Annotated in this window: 19 protein-coding genes; 10 read left to right on the plus strand and 9 right to left on the minus strand. The window is 36.8% G+C overall.

Features of this window, described 5'->3' with window-relative positions; genetic code table 11:
- The first annotated feature begins 356 nt into the window (after nt 1–356).
- The 3 genes from DF947_RS15710 (at nt 357) to DF947_RS15720 (ending at nt 4,368) form a co-directional block, all read left to right on the plus strand.
- Nucleotides 357–1,454: a vWA domain-containing protein gene (locus DF947_RS15710; RefSeq protein ID WP_109930985.1), complete on the plus strand. Its 1,098-nt coding sequence runs from the start codon at nt 357–359 to the stop codon at nt 1,452–1,454.
- Nucleotides 1,455–1,542: 88 nt separating this feature from the next.
- Nucleotides 1,543–3,030 (plus strand): sigma 54-interacting transcriptional regulator, encoded by a 1,488-nt coding sequence (locus tag DF947_RS15715; RefSeq protein ID WP_109930986.1) that lies wholly within the window; start codon nt 1,543–1,545, stop codon nt 3,028–3,030.
- Nucleotides 3,031–3,123: 93 nt separating this feature from the next.
- Entirely contained in the window at nt 3,124–4,368 is a 1,245-nt protein-coding gene (locus DF947_RS15720; RefSeq protein ID WP_109930987.1) for a metallophosphoesterase, read from the plus strand.
- Between the two features lie 95 nt (nt 4,369–4,463).
- On the opposite strand, the gene DF947_RS15725 is transcribed toward DF947_RS15720, so the two are convergent.
- The 3 genes from DF947_RS15725 to DF947_RS15735 form a co-directional block, all read right to left on the minus strand.
- Complete coding sequence (locus tag DF947_RS15725; RefSeq protein ID WP_109926527.1) at nt 4,464–5,153, minus strand: response regulator transcription factor; 690 nt, start codon at nt 5,151–5,153, stop codon at nt 4,464–4,466.
- 76 nt (nt 5,154–5,229) lie between these two features.
- Nucleotides 5,230–6,903 (minus strand): sensor histidine kinase, encoded by a 1,674-nt coding sequence (locus tag DF947_RS15730; protein ID WP_109930988.1) that lies wholly within the window; start codon nt 6,901–6,903, stop codon nt 5,230–5,232.
- Nucleotides 6,904–6,906: 3 nt separating this feature from the next.
- Nucleotides 6,907–8,793 carry a S9 family peptidase gene (locus DF947_RS15735; protein WP_109930989.1) on the minus strand — a complete coding sequence of 629 codons (1,887 nt, stop codon included), beginning with the start codon at nt 8,791–8,793 and terminating at the stop codon, nt 6,907–6,909.
- Between the two features lie 219 nt (nt 8,794–9,012).
- Here DF947_RS15735 and DF947_RS15740 point away from each other — a divergent pair, with 219 nt between their 5' ends.
- Nucleotides 9,013–10,836: a tetratricopeptide repeat protein gene (locus DF947_RS15740; RefSeq protein WP_109930990.1), complete on the plus strand. Its 1,824-nt coding sequence runs from the start codon at nt 9,013–9,015 to the stop codon at nt 10,834–10,836.
- A 175-nt stretch (nt 10,837–11,011) separates the two neighbouring features.
- Nucleotides 11,012–11,314, plus strand: coding sequence for a DUF4286 family protein (locus DF947_RS15745; RefSeq protein ID WP_109930991.1), 303 nt, complete (start codon nt 11,012–11,014; stop codon nt 11,312–11,314).
- A 9-nt stretch (nt 11,315–11,323) separates the two neighbouring features.
- Here DF947_RS15745 and DF947_RS15750 read toward each other — a convergent pair whose 3' ends face one another.
- On the minus strand, nt 11,324–11,650 hold the full coding sequence (locus tag DF947_RS15750) for a nucleotide pyrophosphohydrolase (protein ID WP_109930992.1): 327 nt from the start codon (nt 11,648–11,650) through the stop codon (nt 11,324–11,326).
- A gap of 2 nt (nt 11,651–11,652) precedes the next feature.
- On the minus strand, nt 11,653–12,105 hold the full coding sequence (dtd, locus tag DF947_RS15755; RefSeq protein ID WP_109930993.1) for a D-aminoacyl-tRNA deacylase: 453 nt from the start codon (nt 12,103–12,105) through the stop codon (nt 11,653–11,655).
- A gap of 90 nt (nt 12,106–12,195) precedes the next feature.
- On the opposite strand from dtd, the gene DF947_RS15760 reads away from it, so the two are divergent.
- Together DF947_RS15760 and DF947_RS15765 are read left to right on the plus strand one after the other, a co-directional pair.
- Nucleotides 12,196–13,161, plus strand: coding sequence for a hypothetical protein (locus tag DF947_RS15760; RefSeq protein WP_240615395.1), 966 nt, complete (start codon nt 12,196–12,198; stop codon nt 13,159–13,161).
- Nucleotides 13,127–15,559, plus strand: coding sequence for a hypothetical protein (locus tag DF947_RS15765; RefSeq protein WP_109930995.1), 2,433 nt, complete (start codon nt 13,127–13,129; stop codon nt 15,557–15,559). Before DF947_RS15760 ends, DF947_RS15765 begins: the two co-directional genes overlap by 35 nt.
- Here the strand turns inward: DF947_RS15765 and DF947_RS15770 are convergent, their stop codons facing one another.
- From DF947_RS15770 to DF947_RS15780, 3 genes are all read right to left on the minus strand, one after another.
- The gene (locus DF947_RS15770) at nt 15,560–17,146 is read right to left on the minus strand and encodes a DUF1501 domain-containing protein (RefSeq protein ID WP_109930996.1); all 1,587 of its coding nucleotides are present in this window, start codon (nt 17,144–17,146) and stop codon (nt 15,560–15,562) included.
- Nucleotides 17,143–18,711, minus strand: a complete 1,569-nt coding sequence (locus tag DF947_RS15775) for a DUF1800 domain-containing protein (protein ID WP_109930997.1) — start codon at nt 18,709–18,711, stop codon at nt 17,143–17,145. The genes DF947_RS15770 and DF947_RS15775 overlap by 4 nt, the downstream gene beginning before the upstream one ends.
- A 94-nt stretch (nt 18,712–18,805) precedes the next feature.
- Nucleotides 18,806–19,858: a 3-oxoacyl-ACP synthase III family protein gene (locus DF947_RS15780; protein WP_109930998.1), complete on the minus strand. Its 1,053-nt coding sequence runs from the start codon at nt 19,856–19,858 to the stop codon at nt 18,806–18,808.
- A 189-nt stretch (nt 19,859–20,047) separates the two neighbouring features.
- On the opposite strand from DF947_RS15780, the gene DF947_RS15785 reads away from it, so the two are divergent.
- Nucleotides 20,048–20,329, plus strand: coding sequence for an ATP-dependent Clp protease adaptor ClpS (locus tag DF947_RS15785; protein WP_010599054.1), 282 nt, complete (start codon nt 20,048–20,050; stop codon nt 20,327–20,329).
- A gap of 77 nt (nt 20,330–20,406) precedes the next feature.
- Here DF947_RS15785 and DF947_RS15790 read toward each other — a convergent pair whose 3' ends face one another.
- Nucleotides 20,407–21,015, minus strand: coding sequence for a thioredoxin family protein (locus DF947_RS15790; RefSeq protein WP_109930999.1), 609 nt, complete (start codon nt 21,013–21,015; stop codon nt 20,407–20,409).
- Nucleotides 21,016–21,469: 454 nt separating this feature from the next.
- Here DF947_RS15790 and DF947_RS15795 point away from each other — a divergent pair, with 454 nt between their 5' ends.
- Complete coding sequence (locus DF947_RS15795; protein ID WP_109931000.1) at nt 21,470–22,639, plus strand: efflux RND transporter periplasmic adaptor subunit; 1,170 nt, start codon at nt 21,470–21,472, stop codon at nt 22,637–22,639.
- Nucleotides 22,640–22,686: 47 nt separating this feature from the next.
- On the plus strand, nt 22,687–25,866 hold the full coding sequence (locus tag DF947_RS15800; protein WP_109931001.1) for an efflux RND transporter permease subunit: 3,180 nt from the start codon (nt 22,687–22,689) through the stop codon (nt 25,864–25,866).
- The last annotated feature ends 10 nt before the right edge of the window (nt 25,867–25,876 follow it).

Raw genomic sequence — 25,876 nt, forward strand, 5'->3', positions numbered from 1 at the left:
ATGGGTTTTTATATCGATCATAGTAAGATTGCTTCGTAGCTCGCAATGAAGGCCGCATAAAGGCTTTAACATCAATTCATTGCCGTGGACCAGTCAACGGTTACAAGTTTTATTAGACATCCTAATTAGTACGTTGGGTTTTGCGTTAGGGATTGTAAGGGTTCAGTACCGATTTTTCATCGGTACCGTAGCGTAGCGAAGCCCTGAAAAGCCCGACCCTTGCGCAGCTTGGGGAACGCCCAAATTAGTTTTCGGTAGGCAGTATCGGCTTTCGGCTAGCCACTCCAAATATGACACCCCGCTTAAATTAATCCAAATCGAAACTTTTATCTTTAGTAATCCGTTAATACAATTACATGAGAGGTTTTCGTTTTTCTGATTATAAGCCCGGCGATACGCCAAAGGGTGGGTTCGATGAGTTGCTGAAATTATTTAGCGAATTGCTAAATTATACTTCAGGCGATGCAGCTGAGGCATTAAGCTGGCTTAACGAACTCGACAAACAATATAAATTAACCAATAATGATTACGGTATTGGGAATTTTATCGACGACCTTAAAGATAAAGGCTACCTGACTGAAGATAATCAATCGGGAGAGTTTAAAATTACAGCCAAAACGGAGCAAACAATTCGTAAATCTGCCCTAGATGAAATTTTTGGAAAGCTGAAAAAATCGGGTCGCGGAAATCACAATAGCAACCAAAGTGGCATTGGCGAAGAAAAAAATGCAGACAGACGAGAATATAGTTTCGGCGATAGTCTGGACCAGATCGACATGACGGCCTCTATCCAAAATGCTCAGATTAACCACGGAATAGGCGATTTTACATTAACAGACAGGGATTTAGAGGTTGAAGAAAAGGATTTCAAAACCCTGACTTCTACGGTGTTGATGATTGATATTTCGCACTCGATGATTTTATACGGTGAGGACAGAATTACGCCCGCAAAAAAAGTGGCGATGGCTCTGGCCGAACTCATTAAAACAAAATATCCGAAAGATACACTGGATATTGTAGTTTTCGGAAATGATGCCTGGCCAATAACGGTTAAAGATTTGCCTTATTTACAGGTTGGCCCGTACCATACCAATACTTATGCAGGTTTGGAATTGGCGGCAGATTTACTGCGAAGAAGAAAAACGCATAACAAGCAAATTTTTATGATTACAGATGGGAAACCAACCTGTTTAAAAGAAAATGGCAAGTATTATAAAAACAGTATGGGTTTGGATAGAAAGGTGATTAACAAAACCTTAAATATGGCGGCCCAATGCAAGCGTTTGAAAATTCCCATTACCACGTTTATGATTGCCAAAGATCCTTACTTACAACAGTTTGTGCGCCAGTTTACTGAAATTAACGGCGGAAGGGCTTTCTATAGTTCGCTAAACGGATTGGGTGAATACATTTTTGAAGATTACATTAAGAACAGAAGAAAAACAGTTAAATAGATAAAAGAACAAAGATCAAGGAACAATGGTCATTCGATTATGCCGAATGGTCTTTGTTCTTTGCTCTTTTATCCTACTCAAATAAAAGATGCGAAACACAACTTTAGGCCAATTAAAGGCAACAAATTATAAATCAAGAAGCGTTAAAGAAGAACTGAGAGAAAATCTGATTAAGGTTCTCAGAGATAAAAAAACTGAATTTGAGGGCATTATCGGTTACGATGAAACGGTAATCCCTGAGTTACAGACAGCAATCCTTTCTCGCCATAACATTTTACTTTTAGGTTTACGCGGTCAGGCGAAAACACGTATTGCCCGCTTAATGGTTAACTTATTGGATGAATATGTTCCATATGTTGCCGGAAGCGAAATTTTTGATGATCCGTTGAATCCTATTTCATGGTATGCAAAAAACGAGATTGAAACCAAAGGCGATGCTACTGAAATTGCCTGGTTACACCGCAGCGAACGTTATACCGAAAAATTAGCTACGCCCGATGTTACCGTTGCCGATTTGATTGGCGATGTTGACCCCATTAAAGCAGCAACATTAAAGTTGACTTATAACGATGAACGGGTAATCCATTTTGGGTTAATTCCTAGAGCGCATAGAAGCATTTTTGTAATTAACGAACTGCCCGATTTGCAGGCAAGAATTCAGGTTGCATTGTTTAATATGTTGCAAGAAAAGGATATCCAAATCCGTGGTTTTAAACTGCGATTGCCTTTGGATATTCAGTTTGTTTTTACAGCAAATCCCGAAGATTACACCAACCGCGGAAGCATTGTTACGCCTTTAAAAGACAGAATTGAAAGTCAGATTTTAACCCATTATCCTAAGAGCATCGAAATTTCGCGTAAAATTACTTTCCAGGAGGCGAAGTTAACCGATGAACAAAAAACAAATATCGAAGCGGATGGATTGGTAAAAGATTTGGTAGAACAAATTGCCTTCGAGGCTCGTAAAAGTGAGTATATCGACCAGAAATCTGGCGTTTCGGCAAGGTTAACCATTTCGGCTTACGAGAATTTAATCAGCACTGCTGAACGCAGAATGTTAATTTCAGGCGAAAAAAACACAGTTGTTCGTTTGGCAGATTTAGCAGGAATTATCCCTGCGATAACAGGTAAAATAGAATTGGTTTACGAAGGTGAATTGGAAGGGCCAGCGCATGTTGCTACAACCTTAATTGGCAAAGCGGTTAAAACTTTGTTTGCCCGTTATTTCCCTGATCCAGAGAAAGCAAAGAAAAGCAAAACCGCAAATCCTTATACCGAAATTACCGAATGGTTTACCGAGGGAAATAATTTGGATGTTACCGATACCCTAACAAATGCTCAATACAAAAAAGCGTTGATGGCAGTGCCGAGTCTTTATGATTTGGTTAAGAAATTCCATCCAAAGCTGAGTGAAAATCAGACCCTACTTTTAATGGAATTTGTACTCCATGGATTGGCAGAATACTCGCAATTGAGTAAAAACTTCTTAAATGGAGGCTTCGGTTTCAGTGATATGTTTGGCAGTTTGTTTAACGCCGAATTTGATGAGGAAGAGGATGAAGATGATTTTAGATAATAATTAAATAACACAATTTGTTTAGCTTTGAATACTTTCTATCCATTGGAGGAAAGTATTCAAAGCTTTTTTATTTACAACTAGTCCATTGAAATGGGAAGATTACCCTTAATAATTGTTGCTTGCATTTTCATTATCGCTTTTGATGTTTACTGTTTTAAAGCAATTGTCTCTGTTTTCAAAAAATGGAAACCATCCACAAAAAAAATCTTTGGAATTTTATATTGGACATACAGCATTTTACTCATTATTGGCGTATTTGCCGGGATTTACTTAAACCTGTTTCTAACTTTAAGAGCGATTATTTTAGTGGCGTTCTTTTTAACTGTTGCCTGTAAATTGGCCATGTTGCCGTTTCTGATACTTGATGATTTGCGAAGATTATTCATTAAACTTTTCAGAAAAAAAGAAGTAATAAAAGACCAACCAATCAGCGAGGCAGAACCGATATCCCGTTCAGAATTTTTAGTTAAAGCAGGTTTGGTGGCCGCTGCCGTTCCTTTAACATCATTAAGCTGGGGCATTATTTCTGGTGCTTACGATTATCAGGTTAGAAGAGTAAATCTTATTCTGCCAAACCTACCAAAGGCTTTTGATGGCATTACCTTGGGACAGATTTCTGATATTCACTCTGGAAGCTTTTATAATAAAACGGCAGTAAAAGGCGGTGTTGATATGTTGCTTGCCGAAAAACCGGACTTCATATTTTTTACCGGTGACTTGGTTAATAATCTAACCAATGAAGTAAGAGATTATCAGGATATTTTCGCAAAGGTTAAAGCACCGCTTGGCGTTTATTCTACCTTAGGCAATCATGATTATGGCGATTATTATTTTGGAAAGGAATCATCACCAGCAAAAGTTAAAAATCTTCAGGATATTATCGATGTACACAAGGTAATGGGTTACGATTTATTGATGAATCAAAACCGACGACTTAAAGTTGATGGCGAGGAAATCGGAATTTTAGGGATCGAAAACTGGGGAATGGGTCGTTTTCCCAAATATGGAAAAATGGAATTGGCTGTTCAAAATACTGATGATTTACCAGTTAAATTACTACTAAGCCATGACCCTTCGCACTGGCGTGGCGAAGTTTTACAAAAATATCCTCAAATCGATGCGATGTTCAGTGGCCACACTCATGGAATGCAGTTTGGCGTTCGTTTAAAAGAATATCAATGGAGCCCTGTTCAATATATATACAAAGAATGGGCGGGCCTATATCAGGAACAGAAACAACAGCTTTACGTAAACGTTGGCTATGGCTTTTTGGGCTATCCGGGTAGGGTTGGGATTTTGCCAGAGATTACAATTTTTACGTTGAAGAGGGCGTAAAAATGAGTGAATTTTGAATGATTAAATGAGTGAATATATTTGCATCACGCCATTACATTCACTCATTCAATAATTCTCTCATTTAATAATTCATTCTACCCCGCGTTAAAGCGATAGCCTACACCACGAACCGTTTGCAACAATTGTGGGTTATCTGGATTCAATTCTATTTTTTTTCGTAAGCGTACGATATGCATATCAAGCGTTCTGGTATTTACATCAGAGTTGTAACCCCAAACCACTAACATCAATTCATCACGATTAATTACCTTACCCGGATTGCGTAAGAAATAGAGTAGAATCCGATTTTCTAGAATCGTTAATTCGATCTTCTTACCTTCTCTAAATAATGTGTGGATGTTTGGATGATGCTCCATATTTCCAAAGCGGTGGATTTCTGCCGTGTCTTTATTGACAATAAATTTAACCTTGCTTTCTAACATGGCAACCAAAACATCCATGTTAAATGGCTTGGTAATGTAATCAGAAGCGCCAAAATTATAAGCATCAATTTTATCTACATCCTGCGCTTTGGCTGTCATCATAATAACTAAGTTCTCGAAACCCTGCTTGCGAACGCTTTCGCAAACATCAGAGCCCTGCTTGCCTGGCAACATCCAGTCTAAAAGTACAATATCCGGCTGATCGGCTATAATCATCCTTTCGCCTGCGTCGCCATCATTTGCCTCAAGTACATTATAACCTTCGGTTTTTAAACGATGTGCTACTAAAAAACGTAGGTTTTCATCATCTTCTACAATTAATATTTTTACTTCTTTAGACATTTTGTGTGTTGTTAGGGTTGTAATGCTTTAAGTTGTATGGCAACACTTAAACATTTCGATTTTTAATATTTCAATTTTAACTATTATAAGGTAGTACAATTTTAAACTCTGTTCCTGTACCCACTTTACTTTTTACGGTAATTTCGCCATCCATAAAGTTAACGAGTTCTTTGCAGAATGCCAAGCCCAAGCCAACGCTTCCCATTTGGTTGTATTCGTTCTGGATTCTGAAAAACTTTTTAAATATATTATTTAATTCACTAGCTGCTATACCAATTCCTTTATCCGTAAAACGGAATACCAAAACACCTTTTATTAGTTTTGCGCTAATGTGAAGTTTTTTATTGGCGGGCTTAGAGTATTTGTATGCATTTTCTGCCAAATTATCGAACAAACTTCCTAATAAAACCGGATCGGTAATAAAGGTTTTAAAACCCACAACCTCATAAGTCATGTTAAAATCTGGGTGTTTTAAGGTATGAGATTCTATGGTACTTTCAATAAAATCCACAATATTAACCTCTTCTTGATTTAATTTGATGGCCTTATTTTCAATTTGTGTAAAGGCCAGCAATTTGTTCATCAGTCCATTCAGTTTATCGGCTTCCTCATCTAAAATTTTGCCATAGAGCTGCTGTTCTTTCTGGCTGAGGGATGTTGCGCTTTTAATGTTGTTTCCTGCAATTTTAATTACGCTAACGGGCGTTTTAAATTCGTGCGTTAGGTTATTTACAAAATCGTACTGGAGCTTAAACATTTTACTGTTGATGTTCAGGTTTCTATATATTAAAAAGGCAACCAGTAAAAGCACCCCATAAACCAATAAAAGCACCAGTGCAATTGGCATAAAGTATATAAAAATTTCTTTCTTGATATAAGATTTTGATGAAGTGAAATATAATTTAAAATCAGAAAAAGCGCCTGGCAATGCAATTTCGGTAGTTATATTTTCATCTGATGTATCAATAGGATCATATGTCAAAGGCTCAATTTTTATGGTTTGATACAATAATGGCCTTGTATTAACAACCTTAATTTTATTGGCATCTAATTGAAAAACAAGCATATCCTGCTGATAAACGGGCGCTGGATCCAGCTTACGTTGCATCATTTCCTTGTAAACCTTTAAATCTTCTCTTCGTGGAATATTTAAATAGGTGATTCGATTATCGTTTGATGAAACTACAGAAAAATTTGTAAAGAGCTCTTCCTGAGAAGGAACAGTAGCCGTATCAAGCTGGTCGACAAATGTGACCAATTTATAAGCCATCGCATTAAAATCATCGCCAACCTTGAAAGATTTAGTATTCTCTTCGGAAAATAATTTTATGGAATCTGGTTTGATATATTTTCCAAACTGAAAGATAGATTTTGGTCCAATTGCCAAATGACCGGCATTCATACCATCCTTAACGGGAACATTTTTAACCTCTGTATCGTAAAATGTAATTTTAGATACAAAGGGATATTTTAAAATAACGGTATCAACAAATTTTGAGGCTGTAGCCGAATCAAGAAATCCGTTGTAGTAAGAAATCTCAGGCATTTTGTTCTGAAAGAAATCGTTGTAGGGCTTAATACTTTCCTCAAGCACATTTACCTTTTCTGATACAAATTCATTTTCGATGGATTTCTTGCTGAAGTTAAAAGCAAGAAATAAGGAAAGGATAAAAAGGATCGAAATTAGGGATATGAAAATTACGCCGAGCGAGAAGTTTTTACGATAACCACTTTTCTTATCTAAGGCCATAAGCTATTTTTTGCTTAGGTTTTGTTGTAAAAATTCTTCTAACGCTTTGTAAAGTGCTGTTCTACCCTGCTGACGCATGACTGGGTTTGGGCCTTCTTCTTTTTCGATATAGGTTACAGGTACATTCCTTTTCTTTAACTCTTTTATAAACTGAACACCTTCTGCAACATTTACACGTGGATCTTTAGGATTTTGTGCGATAAAAACCGGAGTTTTAAATCGATCAGCATGAAAAACCGGAGACGCGAAACGCATATAATCGGTATCGGTAATCGGGTTTCCTACAAGTTCATAATACATCTGCAAATTCGATTTTAAGAATGGAGGAATCGTTTTCAAATAACTAAACAGATTAATTACTCCAGAATTTGAACCGCCACAGCTATAAATATCGGGATTCTTATACAAACAATTTAAAGCAATATAACCCCCAAAACCTGTACCGTAAATGGCAACTTTTTTAGGATTAGCAATTTTCTTTTCAATTAACCATTTAACACCATCATTAACATCTTCTTGTATTTTATCGCTCCACTGTTTAAAGCCTGCAGCATAAAAAGCCTTTCCGTAACCGGTAGAGCCACGGTAATTAACCTGCAAAACCGCATATCCCCTATTGGCCAAAAATTGCACATCGGCATTGTAGCCCCAGGTATTTCTTAAACCTGGTCCATTATGGGGCACCACTACCACTGGCAAATTAGTTGCCTTTTTATTTTTTGGCAGGGTTAAATATCCGTTAATTGTTAAGCCATCTGAACTTTTATAACTGATTGGCTTCATCTCACTCATCTCTTCTTCTTTGATAGATGAATTGATATCCGTTAACTTTTTGAGTTTATTCTCGCCTGCATTGTACAAATAATAAGAGCCAGGATTTTTATCGGTAAAGGTTCTAACAATAAAAACATTGTCTACTTTATCCTTATCCATTATTCTCCATTCTGTACCTGGCAAAAGATGATCAATTTTGGAATAGGCCACCCGGGTGCTGTCATCAAGGTAGAATTTTTCCTTTTTCCAGGTTTCGCAGGTTACAAAGATCATTTTCTTCTTTGTACGGGAATATTTGGCATCAACTACGTTTAAGGTATCATTCCCGAATAAAACCTGCTTCTCTTTTCCGGTTTTTAAATCTAAGGCAACCAAGGCATTTTTATCCCGATCTACATTCGAAATGGCATAAAGTACATTTGCCTGCGCTTCAGAAAAAGCAATGGGTTGCAAAGTTGTTTCGAAATTATTGGTTATTACGGGCTTAAACGGCTGACTTTCGTTTTCGCGATACATCAGCGTTTCGTTCACGCCATCACTGGTAACCGCAATTTTCAAAACGCCTTTATTATCGGTCATCCATTCAGTAACGTTTCCAGGATTTTTGGCGGCAATATCCATATTGCCATTCCGAACATTTAATCGGTAAACATCAAAAACGGTAGAATCGCGTTTATTTGATGCTACGATAATATATTTATCATCAATAAGCTGATCCTCAATTACACGTACACGGGTTTTCTCATTCGAGCTTAATTGAACTTGTTTGCTCCCGTCTTTGTTGATTACAAACAAATCTGATTTGCGTTCTTTCGATTCATCTTCGGTATAGTAAACCAGTTCGTTATTGCTTGTCCAAAAGTAAAAACTAATGCTTTTCTCGCTCAAATGTGTAAGTTGAACGGTCTTTCCTGATGCCAGATCCTCTACAAACAAATCGAGTTTTTTATCTTGAAGTTTTAGATAGGAAAGGCACTTACCATCTGGAGAAATGCGATAATAAGCTTTGTCCTGTGTTTTAAAAAAATCATCAACGGGTATAGTTTTATCATCATTGTTGCCTTTACAGGCAAAAATTAAAGCAACCAAAAACAATACGATAATTCTTTTAAACATAAATAATTTCCTCACGGGACGACAAAAATAAGTATCCCAATTACTTTACAACGATATACACCAACAATGTTACTTATTGATGAACTTGTGGTTCAATTTAGGATTTAAAATAAATAGACAAAATAAAATACAGGTAACATTTAAAATACGTTTTAAACAGACTTATGCCTTAGCGTAAACTGAATTAAAATGTTACATTAAAACTCTTAACTTAGGGTTATGAAGCATCTGATTTTTCCTATACTTTTTATTTTCTGCATTAATGCGAATGCTCAGATTTTTCGCCAAAATCAGCAAATTGGAAGTGATGATGGCGCTCTAGCTGTTCAATATTATCAAGATGGCGATTTTGAAAAGGCTTCGGTTATTTTAGAAAAACTCCTTGTTAACCCAGCCAACGAGGGTTATTTCGATTTATACTTTAATTCCCTACTAAAATTAAAGAAGTACGATGTTGCCGAAAAGATGATCAAAAAACAGATGAAGCAATCACCACAAAGTGAAGTTTATCCAATTGCCTTAGGCAAGCTTTATCAAGAAAAAGGTGATGTTCAAAATGCCAATAAAATTTTTAACGAGGTAATTGCTAAGCTTCCAAAAGATGAATTCAAAATCAGGATGCTGGCCAACAGTTTTTATCGTTTTGAGAACTATGATCTGGCCATTCAAACTTTTAAGCAGGGCAGAAAATTATTGGATAACAACCAGCTTTTTGCTTTTGAATTGTTAAACATCTATCGTTTTAAAAAGGATAAACCCATGCTCATGCAAGAGTATTTGGATGTGCTCGATTCTATGCCGCAAATTCTGCCTCAGGCTGAAGCTGTTCTTTCCAATATTTTTGAGGATAAAACAGATTATCAAACTTTCCAAACGGGCATTTTAAAGAAAATGCAGAAACAACCTGATGCAGAAATTTACGTTCAGCTTTTAACCTGGAATTATATCCAACAACAGGAATATGATATGGCGCTTCGCCAGTTAATTGCTTTTGATAAACGCACCAAAGCCGATGGCGGAACTTTATTTAATGCCATTTATACATTTGTTGATAATGGTGCTTACGAAACGGCGATTAAAGCTTACGATTATTTGCAGACCAAGGGGAAGGATAATCAATATTATTTGCCATCGAAAATAGAATCACTTAACACCAAATATAGTTTACAAACCAAAGGGAAATACAATACCACTGATCTGGATTTGCTTGCCAAAGATTATCAGGTTCTAATAGATGAAAATGGCAAAAACAGAAATACTTTGTTCGCCATTAAAAAGCTGGCAACGTTGCAGGCTTATTACCTAAACCAGCCTGCAAAAGCAGAGAAAGGATTAGAGGAAGCATTGCAAATTCCGGGTGTAAATCCGCAGGATATTGGTCAGTTAAAATTGGATTTGGGCGATGTTTATATTTTAACCAACCAGCCTTGGGAAGCCTTTTTAGTTTACGAACAAGTAAGCAAACAATTTGAAGGACAGGCGATTGGAAATGAAGCCCGTTTTAGAAGCGCCAAACTTTCATTTTATCAGGGCAACTTTGAGTATAGCAATGGGCAATGCTTGGTTTTAAAAGCTGCAACCTCCCAGTTAATTGCCAATGATGCATTAAATTTAAGCTTACTGATTACCGATAATATACAAACTCCGGCAGATAGTAATGCGTTAAAAATGTATGCAGATGCAGAAATGCTATTGTTCAGAAATCTGCCACAGCAGGCTGTTAAAAAAATGGATAGCATCGCAATTGCTTATCCTCAAAATAGCCTTACTGATGCCATTATGATGAGCAAGGCTAAAATATTTATTAATTCTGGCGAGTATCAAAAAGCATCTGAAATTCTTAAAAAGGTAACAGAAGATTTTAAGGATGGGATTTGGACAGATGATGCTTTATTTACCCTGGCCGATTTATACGAGAAAAAGCTTAACGATATTGCACAGGCCAAAATCTACTTTCAAAAGTTGATTACTGATTATCCAGGAAGCATGTTTACTGCCGAAGCAAGAAAAAGATTTAGGAATTTGCGAGGGGATGGAGTTTAAGACCTTTGACAGCTCCAATAGCGTTTTGGAAGGGTGTTATTGAAGCTGAAGTCACCTTATGAACTAAATTTAAATTTGCATAAATTGAACTTTCTGTTGATATTTCAGTCGGTGAGACACCAACCGATACGTGAACCACTCACCCAAGTTTATCATTTTTCTTTATCTTTGCCACATGCTTTTATACAACGTAACCTTAATATTAGATGATTCTGCCGCCGAAGAATGGTTGCAATGGATGCAAGAAATTCACATTCCTGAAGTAATGGCAACAGGTATGTTTGTATCTAACAGATTATTAAAAGTTATTGATTCGCCAAATGAAGGCGTTACGTATTGCGCACAATATGTAGCCGAAAATTTAGAAAATTATAATCAATACCAAGAAGTTTATGCCCCCGCGTTGCAAGAAGATTTAAATGAAAAATTTAAAAATCGTTTTGTTGCTTATCGCACATTAATGGAATTTGTAGGCTAAACGCAGATTTTACTTAAGTTTTTCGTTATTCTTATGCCTATCCGCATCGCGAATACTTTTCTTTACCAAATTTTTCTCCAAAGCTTCGGTTAAGTTTATCCCTGTTTGGTTTGCAAGACAAATAAGTACAAACATCACATCAGCCATTTCATCAGCCAGATTTACATCTTCATCGCTCTTTTTAAAAGATTGCTCACCATATTTTCTAGCCATAATCCGGGCAACCTCCCCAACCTCTTCCATTAAAATGGCAGTATTGGTCAATTCATTAAAATAACGTATTCCAGTGGTTTTGATCCAGTGATCAACGGTTTCCTGCGCATCATTTATCGTCATACTTATTCCTTGTTTTTGGTGTCAATTATAATAGTAACTGGGCCATCATTTAATAAACTAATTTTCATATCTGCGCCAAATACCCCTGTTGAAACTTTTTTACCTAGCAGCGCTGATAATTTTTCGATCATCTTTTCATATAGCGGAATAGCAATGTCTGGCTTGGCAGCTCTGGTAAAACCTGGGCGGTTTCCTTTTTTTGTGGCTGCAAACAAAGTAAACTGACTAATCAAAAGAATCTCACCATTTACATCGGCTAAGGCTTTGTTCATTAATCCATTTTCATCGCTAAACACCCGCATGCCAATTATCTTTTGCGCAAGCCATTCTAAATCTTCGTTCGTATCTGCATCTTCAATCCCTAAAAGAACTAAAAATCCTGTATCAATAGCGCCTGTTGTAACGCCATCTACAACACAATTCGCTTGTGTAACTCTTTGTAAAACTGCTCGCATTTTATGCTACTTTTGATGAATTAAATTGATATGCGCAAGATAGGTATTTTAATAATTTTTGCATTTTGCTTTATATCGTGTAAGCAAAAAATGCCTGCTCACCCAACATTTTATTTTTGGAGAACCGATTATCAGAACAAAAAAGCAGAGACCAACTGTCTTCATCAATTTAAGTCGAAATCGCTTTACGTTCGCATTATGGATGTAGATTTTAATCCCGATTTACAGCAAGCCGTTCCAGTTTCGCCCATAAAATTTTCTGATCCGTTACCCAAAAATATAGATATTATTCCGGTTGTATATTTGGTAAATAATGTGTTTAATCAGATCGACTCGCAACAGGTTATTATACTTGCCAATCGAGTGGCAAAATTTGTAGAGGCTAAAGTTAAGCAAGCTGGCAAACCATATTTTACCGAACTGCAGATAGATTGCGACTGGACAAAAACAACTAAAAACCAGTATTTCGATTTCCTAAAAATATTGCAGGCCAATCCACTGTTGAAAAACAAGACGCTATCTGTTACTTTAAGACTGCACCAAGTAAAAAATGTAGTATCGAGTGGTATTCCTCCAGTTAAAAAAGCCATGCTCATGTGTTACAATATGGGTAATTTAAGAAAATATGGTGATCAGAATTCCATTTTGAATCAGCATGAGCTTGACGTTTATCTCAAAGATTATTTAGAAAGCTATCCGCTAAAACTTGATGTAGCCTTACCCATTTTTGAATGGGCAGTGGTTTTTAGAAAACAAAAATATGCAGGTATTTCTAAGCGCATAAATAAAGCAATTTTATTAGATAAAAAGCTTTTTAAGCAACAGGAAAATTCGAATTTATACCAGCTTTTATTTGATTATCCAAAAGCAGGATTAAAGCAGGGCGATGTAATTAGATGGGAAGAAACTTCTACTGAAAGTTTACTTGCAACATCCAGTTTTTTATCCCGATATTTAAAACCAGAAGAACGAAATCTCGTTTTCTATCATCTCGACACCGACCTTTTAAAACATTTTACGAATGAAGACTTTCAAAAAGTTATTGCTAATTTTTAGCGTTTTCTTGATTACATTTTTTGGCGAAATTGCCATCAATTTCGCCTGTGGTGGAGAGGTTGATCCTTATGATTATTATATTTCCTATTTTCATAACAATGTTCAGGGCGATGAATATTTATCCTTCGCATTTAATCAGATGCAATATTTAAACAGCGAGGAAGAAGTAGAAAATGAGTCGGATATAAACAGTAAAGAATGGGCTAATTATTTAAATGTTAAAGCAGAAGATGTACACAAAGTGATGTACGAAGCTGATAGTGCAACAAGTGTTAAGCTTGCAAACTATACAGGAAAAATCTCTGAACTGCCGGACAGTTTACAAAAAAACAGCTTTCTTCAAAGTTTAAGCAAACAAAAAAATGTTTTGAAATATTACCTTTTTGCAAAAAACTGTGAGCCCTATGCAAATGTTGATTTCAACCTCTGGGATCCTAAACCCCGTGATAGTTTGGCTATGGATGTTAAGGCAAAGGAAGCATTGGGTTTAACAGCATCAGAAAAAGACGGTTTTCTTAAATTACGTTATGCTTATCAGGCGCAGCGTATGTTTCATTATGCTGGTTTACACAACGATAGTAAAACTACTTACGATAAATTTATAAATACAAGTAAAGATAATAGTGCGGTAAAAGGTTGGGCTTTGGCATTGTATGCGGGTTCTATCCGTAGATTAGGAAATCCAGAAGAATCTGCATATCTTTTTTCAAAAGTTTTTGCGAGCAGTCCAGAGAGAAGGGTTCAGGCTTATAAAAATTATTACTACAACAGCGCTCCGGTAAATGGTGCATTAAAATATGCCAAATCGAATAAGGAAAGGGCAAATATCTGGGCCATTAATGGCTTTGGAAATCCAGAATCGAATATAGAAAGCTTAAATAAAGTTTACCAGTACGAACCCAATAGCTTATTAAACGGTGCCTTGTTGGTTAGAGAAGTAAATAAACTTGAGCAGGCTTTAATTGCAGATAACGACATTGCCAAAATATCTTTTAACTATTATTTCTCGAATAGCGACAATCAAAAATATAAGGATAGTGTTAAAAGCATAAACCTGAAACACCTCAATGAGATCAGAAACTTTGCCGTAAAACTTGCTTCGGAAAAGAAATACCCACAACCAGAATTGGGCACATTAACCGCTGCTTATTTATCTTGGATGGAAAATAAAGATTTCTTGGCTTCGAATTATCTTGCGATTTTAAATCCCGACAAACTTTCAGAAAGATTACGCGACCAATACCATATTACAGCTCTTTTACTAAAAGCAAAAAACATTAGAAAAGGTAATCCATTTAATGAGAACGAGTTATTGCCAACGCTGAAATGGCTTGATGAAAAACGATTCGAAGAAAACAAAAATCAAGTTAATGATTGGGACAATGAGGATAAAAGATTTAGTAGAACTACAAGAAACTTTTATCAGCAAATATTAGCGCCCGCCTATCTTAAATTAAGCGATACGGCAAAGGCAGCGCTGGCCATGGTAAAGGGAGATTTGGCATCTAGAACTTTAAAAGAAAATTCCCTTTTCCAAAATATGAGCTATCAAACCACAGCTTTTTGGCAACAGTATTTAACGCCGAAAAGTATGCAGGGCCTGGCCGTTTATAAAACTAAAGCATCTGGAAATGATTTGACTGCTTTGTTGGCAAAAGCATTAAACCAACTCAAGAACGATGATTTTTATGAGCTTTATGGAACCACTTATCTGCGTACGCACCAATACGATAAAGCAGTTCAAATGTTTGCAAAAGTATCTCCAAACTACAGCTATTTTACTCCTGAAAATTGGTACGCTCAAGAGGAAAACTCTAAATTATATGCAAATCCTTTTGTTCAAACCATAAATGATTACCCTAAAAAATATGTAACATCAAAAACTTCTATTACGAAAAAATCTTTCGCGATTGAAATGCTTCGATTACAAAAATTAACGGTAAGCGATAAAAAGAATGCTTCACTTTATTATTATAAAATGGCTAATGCAGTTTACCAAACGGGTTATTTCGGTAACAGCTGGTTTTTAATCAGCTACGATTGGTCGTCTTACGATAATTACAGTTTGCCAAAATATGCGTATGATGTTGATTATAAAAAAGCGCAGACCGCAAAAGCCTGGTATTTAAAGGCTAGGGCTTTAAGTACAAATGTGGATTTTAAAGCAAAATGTACTTTTATGCTGGCCAAATGTGCACAGAAACAGATTATTATGAATTCGCAATCGCTTTCTTTTGGTTATTACGATAAGGATGATGTAAAATATAAAGATTTTATCCATGCCAATTACAACAATCCATATTTTAAGGAATTAAGATTAAAATATAGCAAAACAACGTTTTATCAAACGGCATCAACAGAATGCAGCTATTTAGGGGATTTTATTGCAGGAAAGTAACTAAGATACAATTAGCATATTTCGCACTTGTTGCAGTTCTTCATTTTGAAGGCGGGCATAGTAAACGCCTGGCCCGTAATTTTGATTTTCGAAATTGATACTGTAATTGCCTTCTTCCTTTACCGCATCAACAACGGTTGCCATTAACCTGCCCATAGTATTAAAAACCTGAATTAGAACATGGCCGCCTTTTGAGTAATATTTAATGGTGGTCGTAGTTGTAAAAGGATTAGGATAATTGGTGATTAGCGATTCGCCACTTAAATGATTGGCTTGCGCTAAACTTGTAGACATGCAATTGGTGCTGGACTGAATAATGGGTAAAGATTGGAAATCTTTAAGCATTACGTTAGAAAGTGTTGCCTTATCTACACAGAACCATTTTTCCAATAAAGTAGCATAAACAGACCTAAAATCGTATTGCATCGGAATATTATCATTTACCGATGTAGTAGCACTTATGGTTGGGTTCTTACCTAAAACTCCACCCTGTATGGCATCTCCAAAAACAATTAGTGGCGCCGCTGCGCCATGATCTGTTCCATTACTTGCGTTTGATTTTATCCGTCGGCCAAACTCTGAAAAAGTCATTCCGGCTACTCTTTTCGATGCGCCTAAAGTTTTTAAATCATCCATAAATGCTTTAATGGCATCGCTCACTTTCTGTAGTAAAACAGCATGTGTTCCCGTTTCGGTTGACCCAGTATTTACCTGAGAAGCATGCGTATCAAAAGACCCAATATTAACCATGTATAATCTGGTTTTTAATCCACCGGCAACCAATCGGGCTACTACTTTTAGCTGATCTGCCAATGAATTATTTGTTGGATAAACGCCTTGCTTGGTTACCTTGCCCGCAGCTGTTTTAATAACAGAAGAATACTGCTGTGTTTGTTGCGCAACCTGCCTTACATAGGTTAATTCTTTACCTGCATTGGTGTTTGGCGCCGGAGATTGAATTCCATTAATTAAATTATAAAAATTAACCGGATCTGAAATGGCCATTCCCATGTTAACTGATGGCCCTTGGAATGCAGGCGAGATGAATGACCCAATTTGTATTGCCAATGGATCTGGCATTACCGCATTTGGATAACCAATAGGGAAGTTGGTGTATTCTTCTGCCAAATATCTTCCGGCCCAACCGCTATTTACAACCTGATCAGATTCTGATGCTGAAAGCCAGATATCTGTCGCTCTAAAATGGCTGAAATTGGGCTGAGGATAACCAACAGATTGAATCACCTGAACCTTTCCATCATCATATAATCCCGCTAAGCCCGACATAGCTGGATGGATGCCGGTATTAAAACCGGTAAGTTTTATAATTTTATTTTTAGGAAGAATTATATTGGGACGAGCAATGGTTAAATTATCATACTGATCCAATGGAAGAATCATATTTAAGCCATCATTACCTCCATTTAACTGGATAATTACCAAAACGTGGTCGGTTTCCTGACTGGCCGCGGTAATGGCCGACAGTAAACTTGAAGCACCAAAAGCTTTGAGTGAAAAACCACCGATTAGAGACGGAATTAGCACACCTGCAGGCATTGCCTTAGTTATAAAATCCCGCCTTTTCATGAGAGTTGATATTCTTCAAGGTTCATAATATATTTATAAAACTCCTGTAAACGGGTTAAAACGATGGTGGTTTTCATCGTTGTCGGTGCGGTCTTATAATCAAGCCAGGCGGTAGTCCAATAGCTATCATTAACCTGATTACTTAAAAGAATACTTTTTAAAAACGCCCTCACTTCCGGACTAACATCTATCGTATACAAATGAGATAAGGCTTCATCAACCAATACATTGGGATCTTCTGGCTTACTAAATTTCGAAGTATAGGCAATTGCATCAATTACAATTTTTTTTCCGTTTCGGGTATAGCCAGTGCTAATGAATCGATCGGTAAAAATATTCCTCTTTGGCAAGGTGTCAGAATTTATCCAGAGTTCGTAAAACTGAGGAATTTGGTAATAAGCCGGCCAACCAGAAACATTAGGTGGATCGCCTAGATTTTGTTGAAGATTAGATGCTGTTGAACGCAAATAATCCCACATGTAATAGGCATTCACATAATCTATTGAATCAGGGAAAACAATTTCAAATTCTTTTGCCAAACCAACCACAAAATCTACAGGTGCTTTAATATTGCAGGATCTGTTTTGAGCTAAAAAGAAATGACTGCTGGTGAGTAAAGCTTTGAGTACAGGCTTTATTTCGTAATTATTGTTTCTGAAAATTTCGGCTAATGGAGTAATGATATTCGATTCAACATCAGATGTAATCTCATAATAAACGAAAAACCGGTAAAGTCTTCTACAAATGTATTTGCTCAATTCTACCTGTGCAAAAAGCATATCCAACAAATCATCAAGCTCTTTCGCACCATCTACCCCAGTTCTGCCTTTTATTAATTTACCATTATAAAATGAAGAAAACTGTTTGTCGGCAACATCATGTCGGGCAGGATCAAATACAGAAGTAATGGCTACCGAATCGATTTTATAACCCGTTAACAATCTTGCTGCGGCTTTTACATCTGCTTCAGTGTATTTAGAATCTGGTCCTTTTCCCATGGTGAAGAGTTCCTGTAATTCTCTTCCATAATTTTCATCAGGCGCAGATTTTGTACTTACGTATCCATTAAGATATTTAAGCATTGCCGGATCGATGGTTATTTGTTTAACCAAAGTTTTAAAATTGCCCAATGCCAAACTGCGGAGTAAATTATTGTGCTTGTAAATGTAACGTGCATCATCAACGGTATCGGCTTCGGTAGAAAAATGATTGTGCCAAAAGAGCGTCATTTTTTCAGTTATAGAAATGGGCTGAGCCAACATTTGACTAACCCACCAAGCTTTAAAAGATCCAACCCTACGGCTGTTTGCCGTTCCGTCTGTATAAATGGCATTTACCCAAGGTTGGCCAGGCAGTACATTTGCATCGGTATATCCGGTATCGTTATAATTATTTATGGGTGGATTTGGGAGTGGAAGATCTTTTAGAAGTAAATCGACTGCTTGTGTTACGGATTTTCCCACAACACTGTTAATATCACTTCTTTTTGCGCCAAATAGTGTACGTTTTAAGAGGTGATTTATTTCTTTTGTTCCAAAATTTCCTGAGTAAATCTCTATCGCCATATAATCCTTTGTAACAAAAATAAAACTAAGGATTAAATTGCTGATATTCAGCTATATTATTAGATTTTTTTTATTTTTTTCTAGAAAAAATTATTTACCACCTAATTAATGCGCTTGCCCAAGTAAATCCTGATCCAAAAGCCGCCAAACAAACTAAATCACCATCCTTTATCTTACCCGCTTCCCAAGCTTCGCACAATGCAATCGGAACAGATGCAGCGGTAGTGTTGCCATATTTCTGAATATTATTGAAAACCTGATCATCGCGTAAGCCCAAAAGCTGTTGTACATATTGGCTAATGCGCAAATTGGCTTGGTGCGGAACCAGCATATCAATATCCTTTTCGTTTAAATTATTGGCTTTTAAAGCTTCCTTAATTACTTCTGGAAACTTTATTACAGCTTTTTTGAAAACTGATGGCCCGTCCATATAAGGCAAAGCAGCGCCACTTTCTAAAATTTCATTGTTCATAAATAATCCACCCAATTCCTGATCGGGAAAAGCTGGTTTATCTTTCATCCATTTATTTGCGTGAGAACCTGGATAGTACATCGCTAAAATTTCAGCATCAGCACCATCACTATGTAAATGTGTGCTTAAAATTCCTTTGCCAGGTTCATCTGTTGGTTGCAGTACAACTGCGCCTGCGCCATCACCAAAAATCACAGATACATTTCTGCTTCTGGTTTCAAAATCCATTGCGAAAGAATGTTTCTCACTGCCAACTACGAGCACATTTTTATACATGCCTGTTTTTACAAACTGATCGGCAACAGATAAGGCATAAACAAATCCAGAGCACTGATTGCGAATATCTAAGGCACCAATTTCGCCCATTCCCATTTCGCGTTGAAGCAAAACACCACAACCAGGGAAATAATAATCGGGGCTTAAAGTTGCAAAAACGATAAAATCTACATCCTTTGCCGTAATCCCTGCCCGTTCCAAAGCAATTTTAGAGGCTTCGATTCCCATGGTGGTTGTGGTTTCCTCATATCGATCGGCAAAACGGCGCTCTTTAATTCCGGTGCGTTCTTGAATCCATTCATCGCTGGTTTCCATAAAACGGCTTAAATCATTATTGGTATAAACATTTTTCGGAACGTAATATCCAATTCCGGCAATTTTAGAATGGTGCATGCTCATTTTATTATCTGGTTAACAAATGTATTAAAAGGGATGAAGATTATGTAAGAAGTACGAGGGAAGATGGAAAATGGATTGAACATCAGTAAACAAACCAAAATCGAAAATTAAAAATATATGTATAACCTGCAAAAGCTCATCTTCCATTTAACATATTACATCTTCCATAAAAATAGTTATTTTTGCGCCATGTCTACAGAAACCAAAGAAGAGACCTTTACGCTCGAAGAAATTTTAACTTCCCTAAAAACCGTACATCGCCTTATTTTGTGGAATGATGATGTAAATACCTTTGACCATGTAATTTACTGCATGATGAAGTATTTGGATTATAACGAATCTCAGGCAGAAAAAATTGCCTGGAAAGTCCATAATGATGGAAAATGCCCCGTACTAGAAGGATCATTTACCGAAATGGAAGTTTACCGTAAAATTTTACAACAAGAGGGACTAACGGTAAGTGTAGATTGAATTTCAATGGTATCGTCATGCTGAATTTATTTAAGCATCTTAAACGCCTGAAATAAATTCAGAGTAACGAAAGTTGATTAATTATTCTCCAATTTATTTAAAAGCCCGCTCAATTCTGCCTGTGTGGTTTGAGTTTTATCTTTTGCATACCAACCATGAAGTTTTTCTGCAATTAAAAGCATATCGGTGCTTTCCTTTTTCCAGTCTTTTAGTAGCGCCTGTAAAACCTGTGGCCTTGGTGCCCAGCTTGCTAAAACTTTTTCCGCTGTTTCATCTAATATCAAAAGCACAGGGATTGCCCTGCCACCATTGGTTAAGTGTGCATCGATTAAAGGAAGGTTCTTATCGCGAAGCACGAATTTCAGTTCAAATTTTTCTGGTGCGACCATAGCCATTTTGTTGAAAATTGGAATAATCTGTGCCGCATCGCCACACCACCCTTCGGTAATAACCAATAATTTATATTTTTCTTTTAAATGTTCAATAGCAGAAGATAGCTCATTATTCAAACTTGCGGTTTTATCTACCCGGCTCATGCGCTGAACATTCATTTTACTGTAATGTAACATGGCCTCCGAATGATCCGGACCAGTAGTATGTCCTTCAGCTAAAAGCTTATCAACAAGTTGGCGGTAAGTTTTATAATCGATTCCTTGTTCTTCGAAAATTTCGCGATAATTAATCATGGTGTTTGCTAAAAATTACAGCGCAAAGGAAAGTAGAAAATCAATCAAAATAATCATCTCTTTGCAAGAAAAAATAGGCATTGTATTGCGAATCCAAATTCATTAACTGTTTATTTATTTTGTTAAGTTGAACGCAATCAATTGACTATTATTGTTAACATCTCTTTATTAAGAACAACATAAAAGATGCCTCCTTAACATCATTTAACATCTGTCTCAATTTATTTACACAGCATTTTCGAGTATTTAAATAGACTTAAAAGGCTATTAAACAACCTTTTAAGTGGTTTTTAGACAGAAAATAAATCAATCGATTGATTAAATGACAGAATTTGGACAGACTTATTTTTTTTTAGGCTCTATTTTTGGACACTTGAAGCGAAAAATCGAAACTTCGGTATTTGATTACGCTTTTAAGCCCGGGAATTTAAATTTAAACACACAGAAATAGTCCATGAGAAAAGTAACAACTCTCTTTTTTAGTATGAGCATCGGTATGCTTCTAGCATCTTGCGGAGGTAACGATGATGCAAAAAAAGCAGCGGCAGCAGCAGCCGCTGGTCCACAAGCCTATCCGGTTTTTACCGTTAACGCACAAACAACAGAATTAAATTCAGATTATCCTGCTACGATAGAAGGAATTCAAAATATCGATATCCGTCCAAAAGTTGATGGCTTTATTCAAAAAATACTGGTTGACGAAGGCGCTGTGGTTAAAAAAGGACAACTTCTTTTTACCATAATGGCACCGCAATACGAGCAAGAAGTTAGAACAGCAAGAGCAGCGATTAGCAGTGCAGAAGCAGATGTAAATGCAGCTCAGCTACAGGTTAATAAAACCAAGCCTCTTGTTGAAAAAGACATTATAAGCAAATACGATTTAGATGCCGCACAATTAACTTTGCAAAGTAGAAAAGCAGCGTTGGCTCAGGCTAAAGCAGCTTTGGCAAACGCCCAGGTTAATTTAAGTTATACATCTATTACAAGTCCGGTTGATGGTGTTGTTGGAAGCATTCCTTTTAGAAATGGAAGTTTAGTAAGCAGTTCGAGTACCGAGCCACTTACAACAGTTTCAAACACATCTAGAGTTTACGCTTATTTTTCACTTAACGAAAAACAACTGTTAGATTTTTCCAAAACGTACAAAGGAAACACACTGGCAGAACAAATGAAAAACATTCCGGCTGTAAGTTTGGTATTGGCAGATGGAAGTGTTTACGCTCAAAATGGTAAAATTGAATCCATTAATGGCCAGATTAATACAGCTACTGGTTCTGCAAGTTTAAGAGCTACCTTCCCAAATCCGATTTCTTTGTTAAAGAACGGAGCGAGTGCATCAGTTAGAATTCCACAACATATAGAAAATGCTATCCTTATCCCTCAAAAATCAACAATCGATTTACAGGGCAAAAAATTCGTTTATGTTTTAGGAGATTCGGCCAAAATTATCAGTACCGAAATTCAAATTATGGATTTAGCGAAAGACAAGTTTTATGTGGTAACCAAAGGCTTGAAAGCAGGCGATAAAGTTGTATTAGAAGGCTTCCAATCATTAAAAGATGGCGCCAAAATTAAACCTGAAGAAAAAAGTGCAGATTCAGTTTATGCTGATATTAAGAAATAACAATATAATCAGTGCAATAACACGAATCAGTGTAATCAATATTAATTATGTTTAAGAAATTTATAGAAAGGCCGGTTTTATCAACGGTTATATCCATCATCATCGTAATTCTCGGTGTTTTAGGTTTAGCTACGTTACCGGTTTCACAATACCCAGAAATTGCGCCCCCAACGGTGCAGGTTTCTACCTCTTATCAAGGTGCCAACGCCGATGTGGTAATGAATAGCGTTGTTGTTCCGTTAGAAGAACAAATAAACGGTGTAGAGGACATGACTTACATGACTTCATCTGCAAGTAACGATGGTACAGCCACTATTACGGTTAACTTTAAATTGGGAACAAATGCAGATTTAGCAGCAGTTAACGTACAAAACAGAGTTGCCCGCGCAACCAGCTTACTACCAGCAGAGGTTACAAAATCTGGTGTAATTACAGCAAAAAGACAAGCGAGTAACGTATTAATCTTCGGTTTGTATAGTGATGACCCATCTTATGATCAGAAGTTTTTACAGAATTATGCGAACATCAACATCATTCCACAAATTAAACGTATTAATGGTGTAGGTGATGCAAGTGCTTTCGGAACCTTAGATTATACAATGCGGATTTGGCTGAAACCAGATATCATGGCAACTTATGGCTTAATTCCGAATGATGTGAGTACCGCTTTGGCAGATCAAAATGTGGAGGCAGCGCCCGGGCAGTTCGGAGAGCAGGGCGATCAAGCTTTTCAGTACACTTTGAAATATACGGGTAGGCTAAAAGATGAGGCTCAATTTGGTGATATCATTATTAAAACGGCTTCCAATGGACAGATTCTTCGTTTAAAAGATATTGCCAGAATAGAATTGGGTGCGCAAAGCTATGCCAGTTCTGTAAAATTTAATGGCAAACAGGCTTTAGGTATTGCGATTAACCAAACAGCAGGATCAAATGCTAAAGAGGTTATCGAAAATTCGATTAAAACCTTAGATGAAGCACAGAAATCTTTTCCAAAAGGTGTTCATTATTCAACTTTAGTTAACGTTAACGACTTTCTCGATGCATCAATTGAAAAAGTAATCCATACCCTAATTGAAGCATTTATTTTGGTTTTCTTGGTGGTATTCATCTTCTTGCAAGATTTCCGCTCAACATTAATACCTGCCATCAGTGTTCCGGTTGCAATTATAGGTACTTTCTTTTTCCTCAGTCTTTTCGGTTTTACCATTAATTTACTAACCTTATTTGCGCTCGTCCTCGCCATTGGTATTGTTGTAGATGATGCGATTGTAGTGGTTGAAGCGGTGCATGCTAAACTAGACGAAGGTTATACCGATGCTAAAAAGGCCACAATTGATGCAATGGATGACATCAGCGGAGCCATTATTTCCATAACCTTGGTTATGGCAGCGGTATTTATTCCGGTAAGTTTTATTCAAGGATCTTCTGGAGTATTTTACAAACAATTCGGTTTAACGCTTGCCATCTCAATTATTTTATCAGCAATTAATGCGTTAACCTTAAGTCCGGCGTTGTGTGCTTTGTTTTTAAAACCACACACCGAAGAGCATGAGAAGAAGAAAAATTTCTTGGAGCGTTTTTATGCTGCTTTTAACACTTCTTTCGATGCGGTTACCGGAAAATATAAAAAATCGGTTGGCTTCTTATCAAGAAAAAAATGGATCGTTGGTTTGGGGATTGCGTTCTTTACACTTGTTTTGGTTTGGACAATGAATACTACACCAAAAGGATTTGTGCCAAATGAGGATTTGGGAACAATCATGTCTGATATTTCATTACCTGCAGGAACATCGCAAGAAGAAACCAATATTGTTATTGCAAAAATTGATAGCATAGCCCACAAAATTCCAGAGATTAAAAACACCTTAAGGGTTGTTGGTCGAAGTATGATAAGTGGTTCGGGAAGTTCTTACGGGATGGTAATTTCTCGTTTATCTCCCTGGGATGAACGTAAACGAGATGTAAAAGCGATTATTGGCGAACTTTTTGCTAAAACAGCAAGTATTAAAGGTGCCAAAATTATTTTCTTTGCGCCACCAACTATTCAGGGTTTTGGTACTAGTGGAGGTTTTGAATTTCAACTACAGGACAAAACCGGTGGAGACATTAAAAAATTCAATGAAATTGGAAATGGATTTTTAGCCGCTTTGAGTAAACGTCCGGAAATTCAATATGCATCAACATCGTTTAACCCTAACTTCCCTCAATATCAAATTGATGTTAACGTAGCTAAGGTTAAACAAGCTGGTTTAAACGTTGCCGATGTTTTGGGCGTAATGCAAGGTTATTATGGTGGTGTTTATGCATCAAACTTTAATAAATTTGGCAAGCAGTTTAGGGTAATGTATCAGGCTGATGCCCAGTATCGTGCAAATGAACAAACCTTAACCCGCATTTTCGTTAGAAACGGTTCAGGTCAAATGGCTCCAGTTTCCGAATTTATTACACTGACTAAGGTTTATGGCCCACAAGCAATTTCTCGATTCAATTTATTTACTTCTATTTCGGTAACAGGTAACCCTAATGCGGGTTATAGTTCTGGTGATGCACTTAAAGCTGTGCAAGAAGTTGCAGCACAAAGTTTACCTGCCGGATATGGATATGAATTTTCAGGACTATCTCGTGAGGAAATAAGTGGCGGAAGCCAAACGGTATTCATCTTTTTACTGTGTATAATTTTCGTTTATTTCTTATTGGCTGCACAGTACGAAAGTTACATTTTACCTTTAGCAGTTTTGATTTCTTTACCAATTGGTTTATCTGGGGTATTTGTTTTCGATAAAATATTTGGGGTAGACAACAACATTTATACTCAAATTACTTTGATTATGCTGGTTGGTTTGCTCGCTAAAAATGCCATCCTAATTGTAGAATACGCAGTAGATAGAAGAAGAAAAGGGATGAGCATTGTTAATGCTGCAATTGATGGTGCAACAGCTCGTTTACGCCCAATTTTAATGACCTCTTTTGCCTTTATTTTGGGATTACTTCCATTAATGCTGTCGTCAGGTGTGGGTGCGTCTGGAAATAAATCTATCGGTACAGGTGCTGTTGGGGGTATGTTAATTGGTACTTTGTTTGGTGTATTTGTAATCCCCGCATTATTTATCATTTTCCAAAGCCTACAAGAAAGAGTGAGTAATAAATCACCATTTAATGAAGGAATTGAGAAAGAACAAACCTCTGAAGAATACGAATTGGCCACAGCTAATAGTAAACATTAATTTAACACAA

It is taken from the genome of Pedobacter paludis (genome assembly GCF_003173575.1).
Classification (GTDB): Bacteria; Bacteroidota; Bacteroidia; order Sphingobacteriales; family Sphingobacteriaceae; genus Pedobacter; species Pedobacter paludis.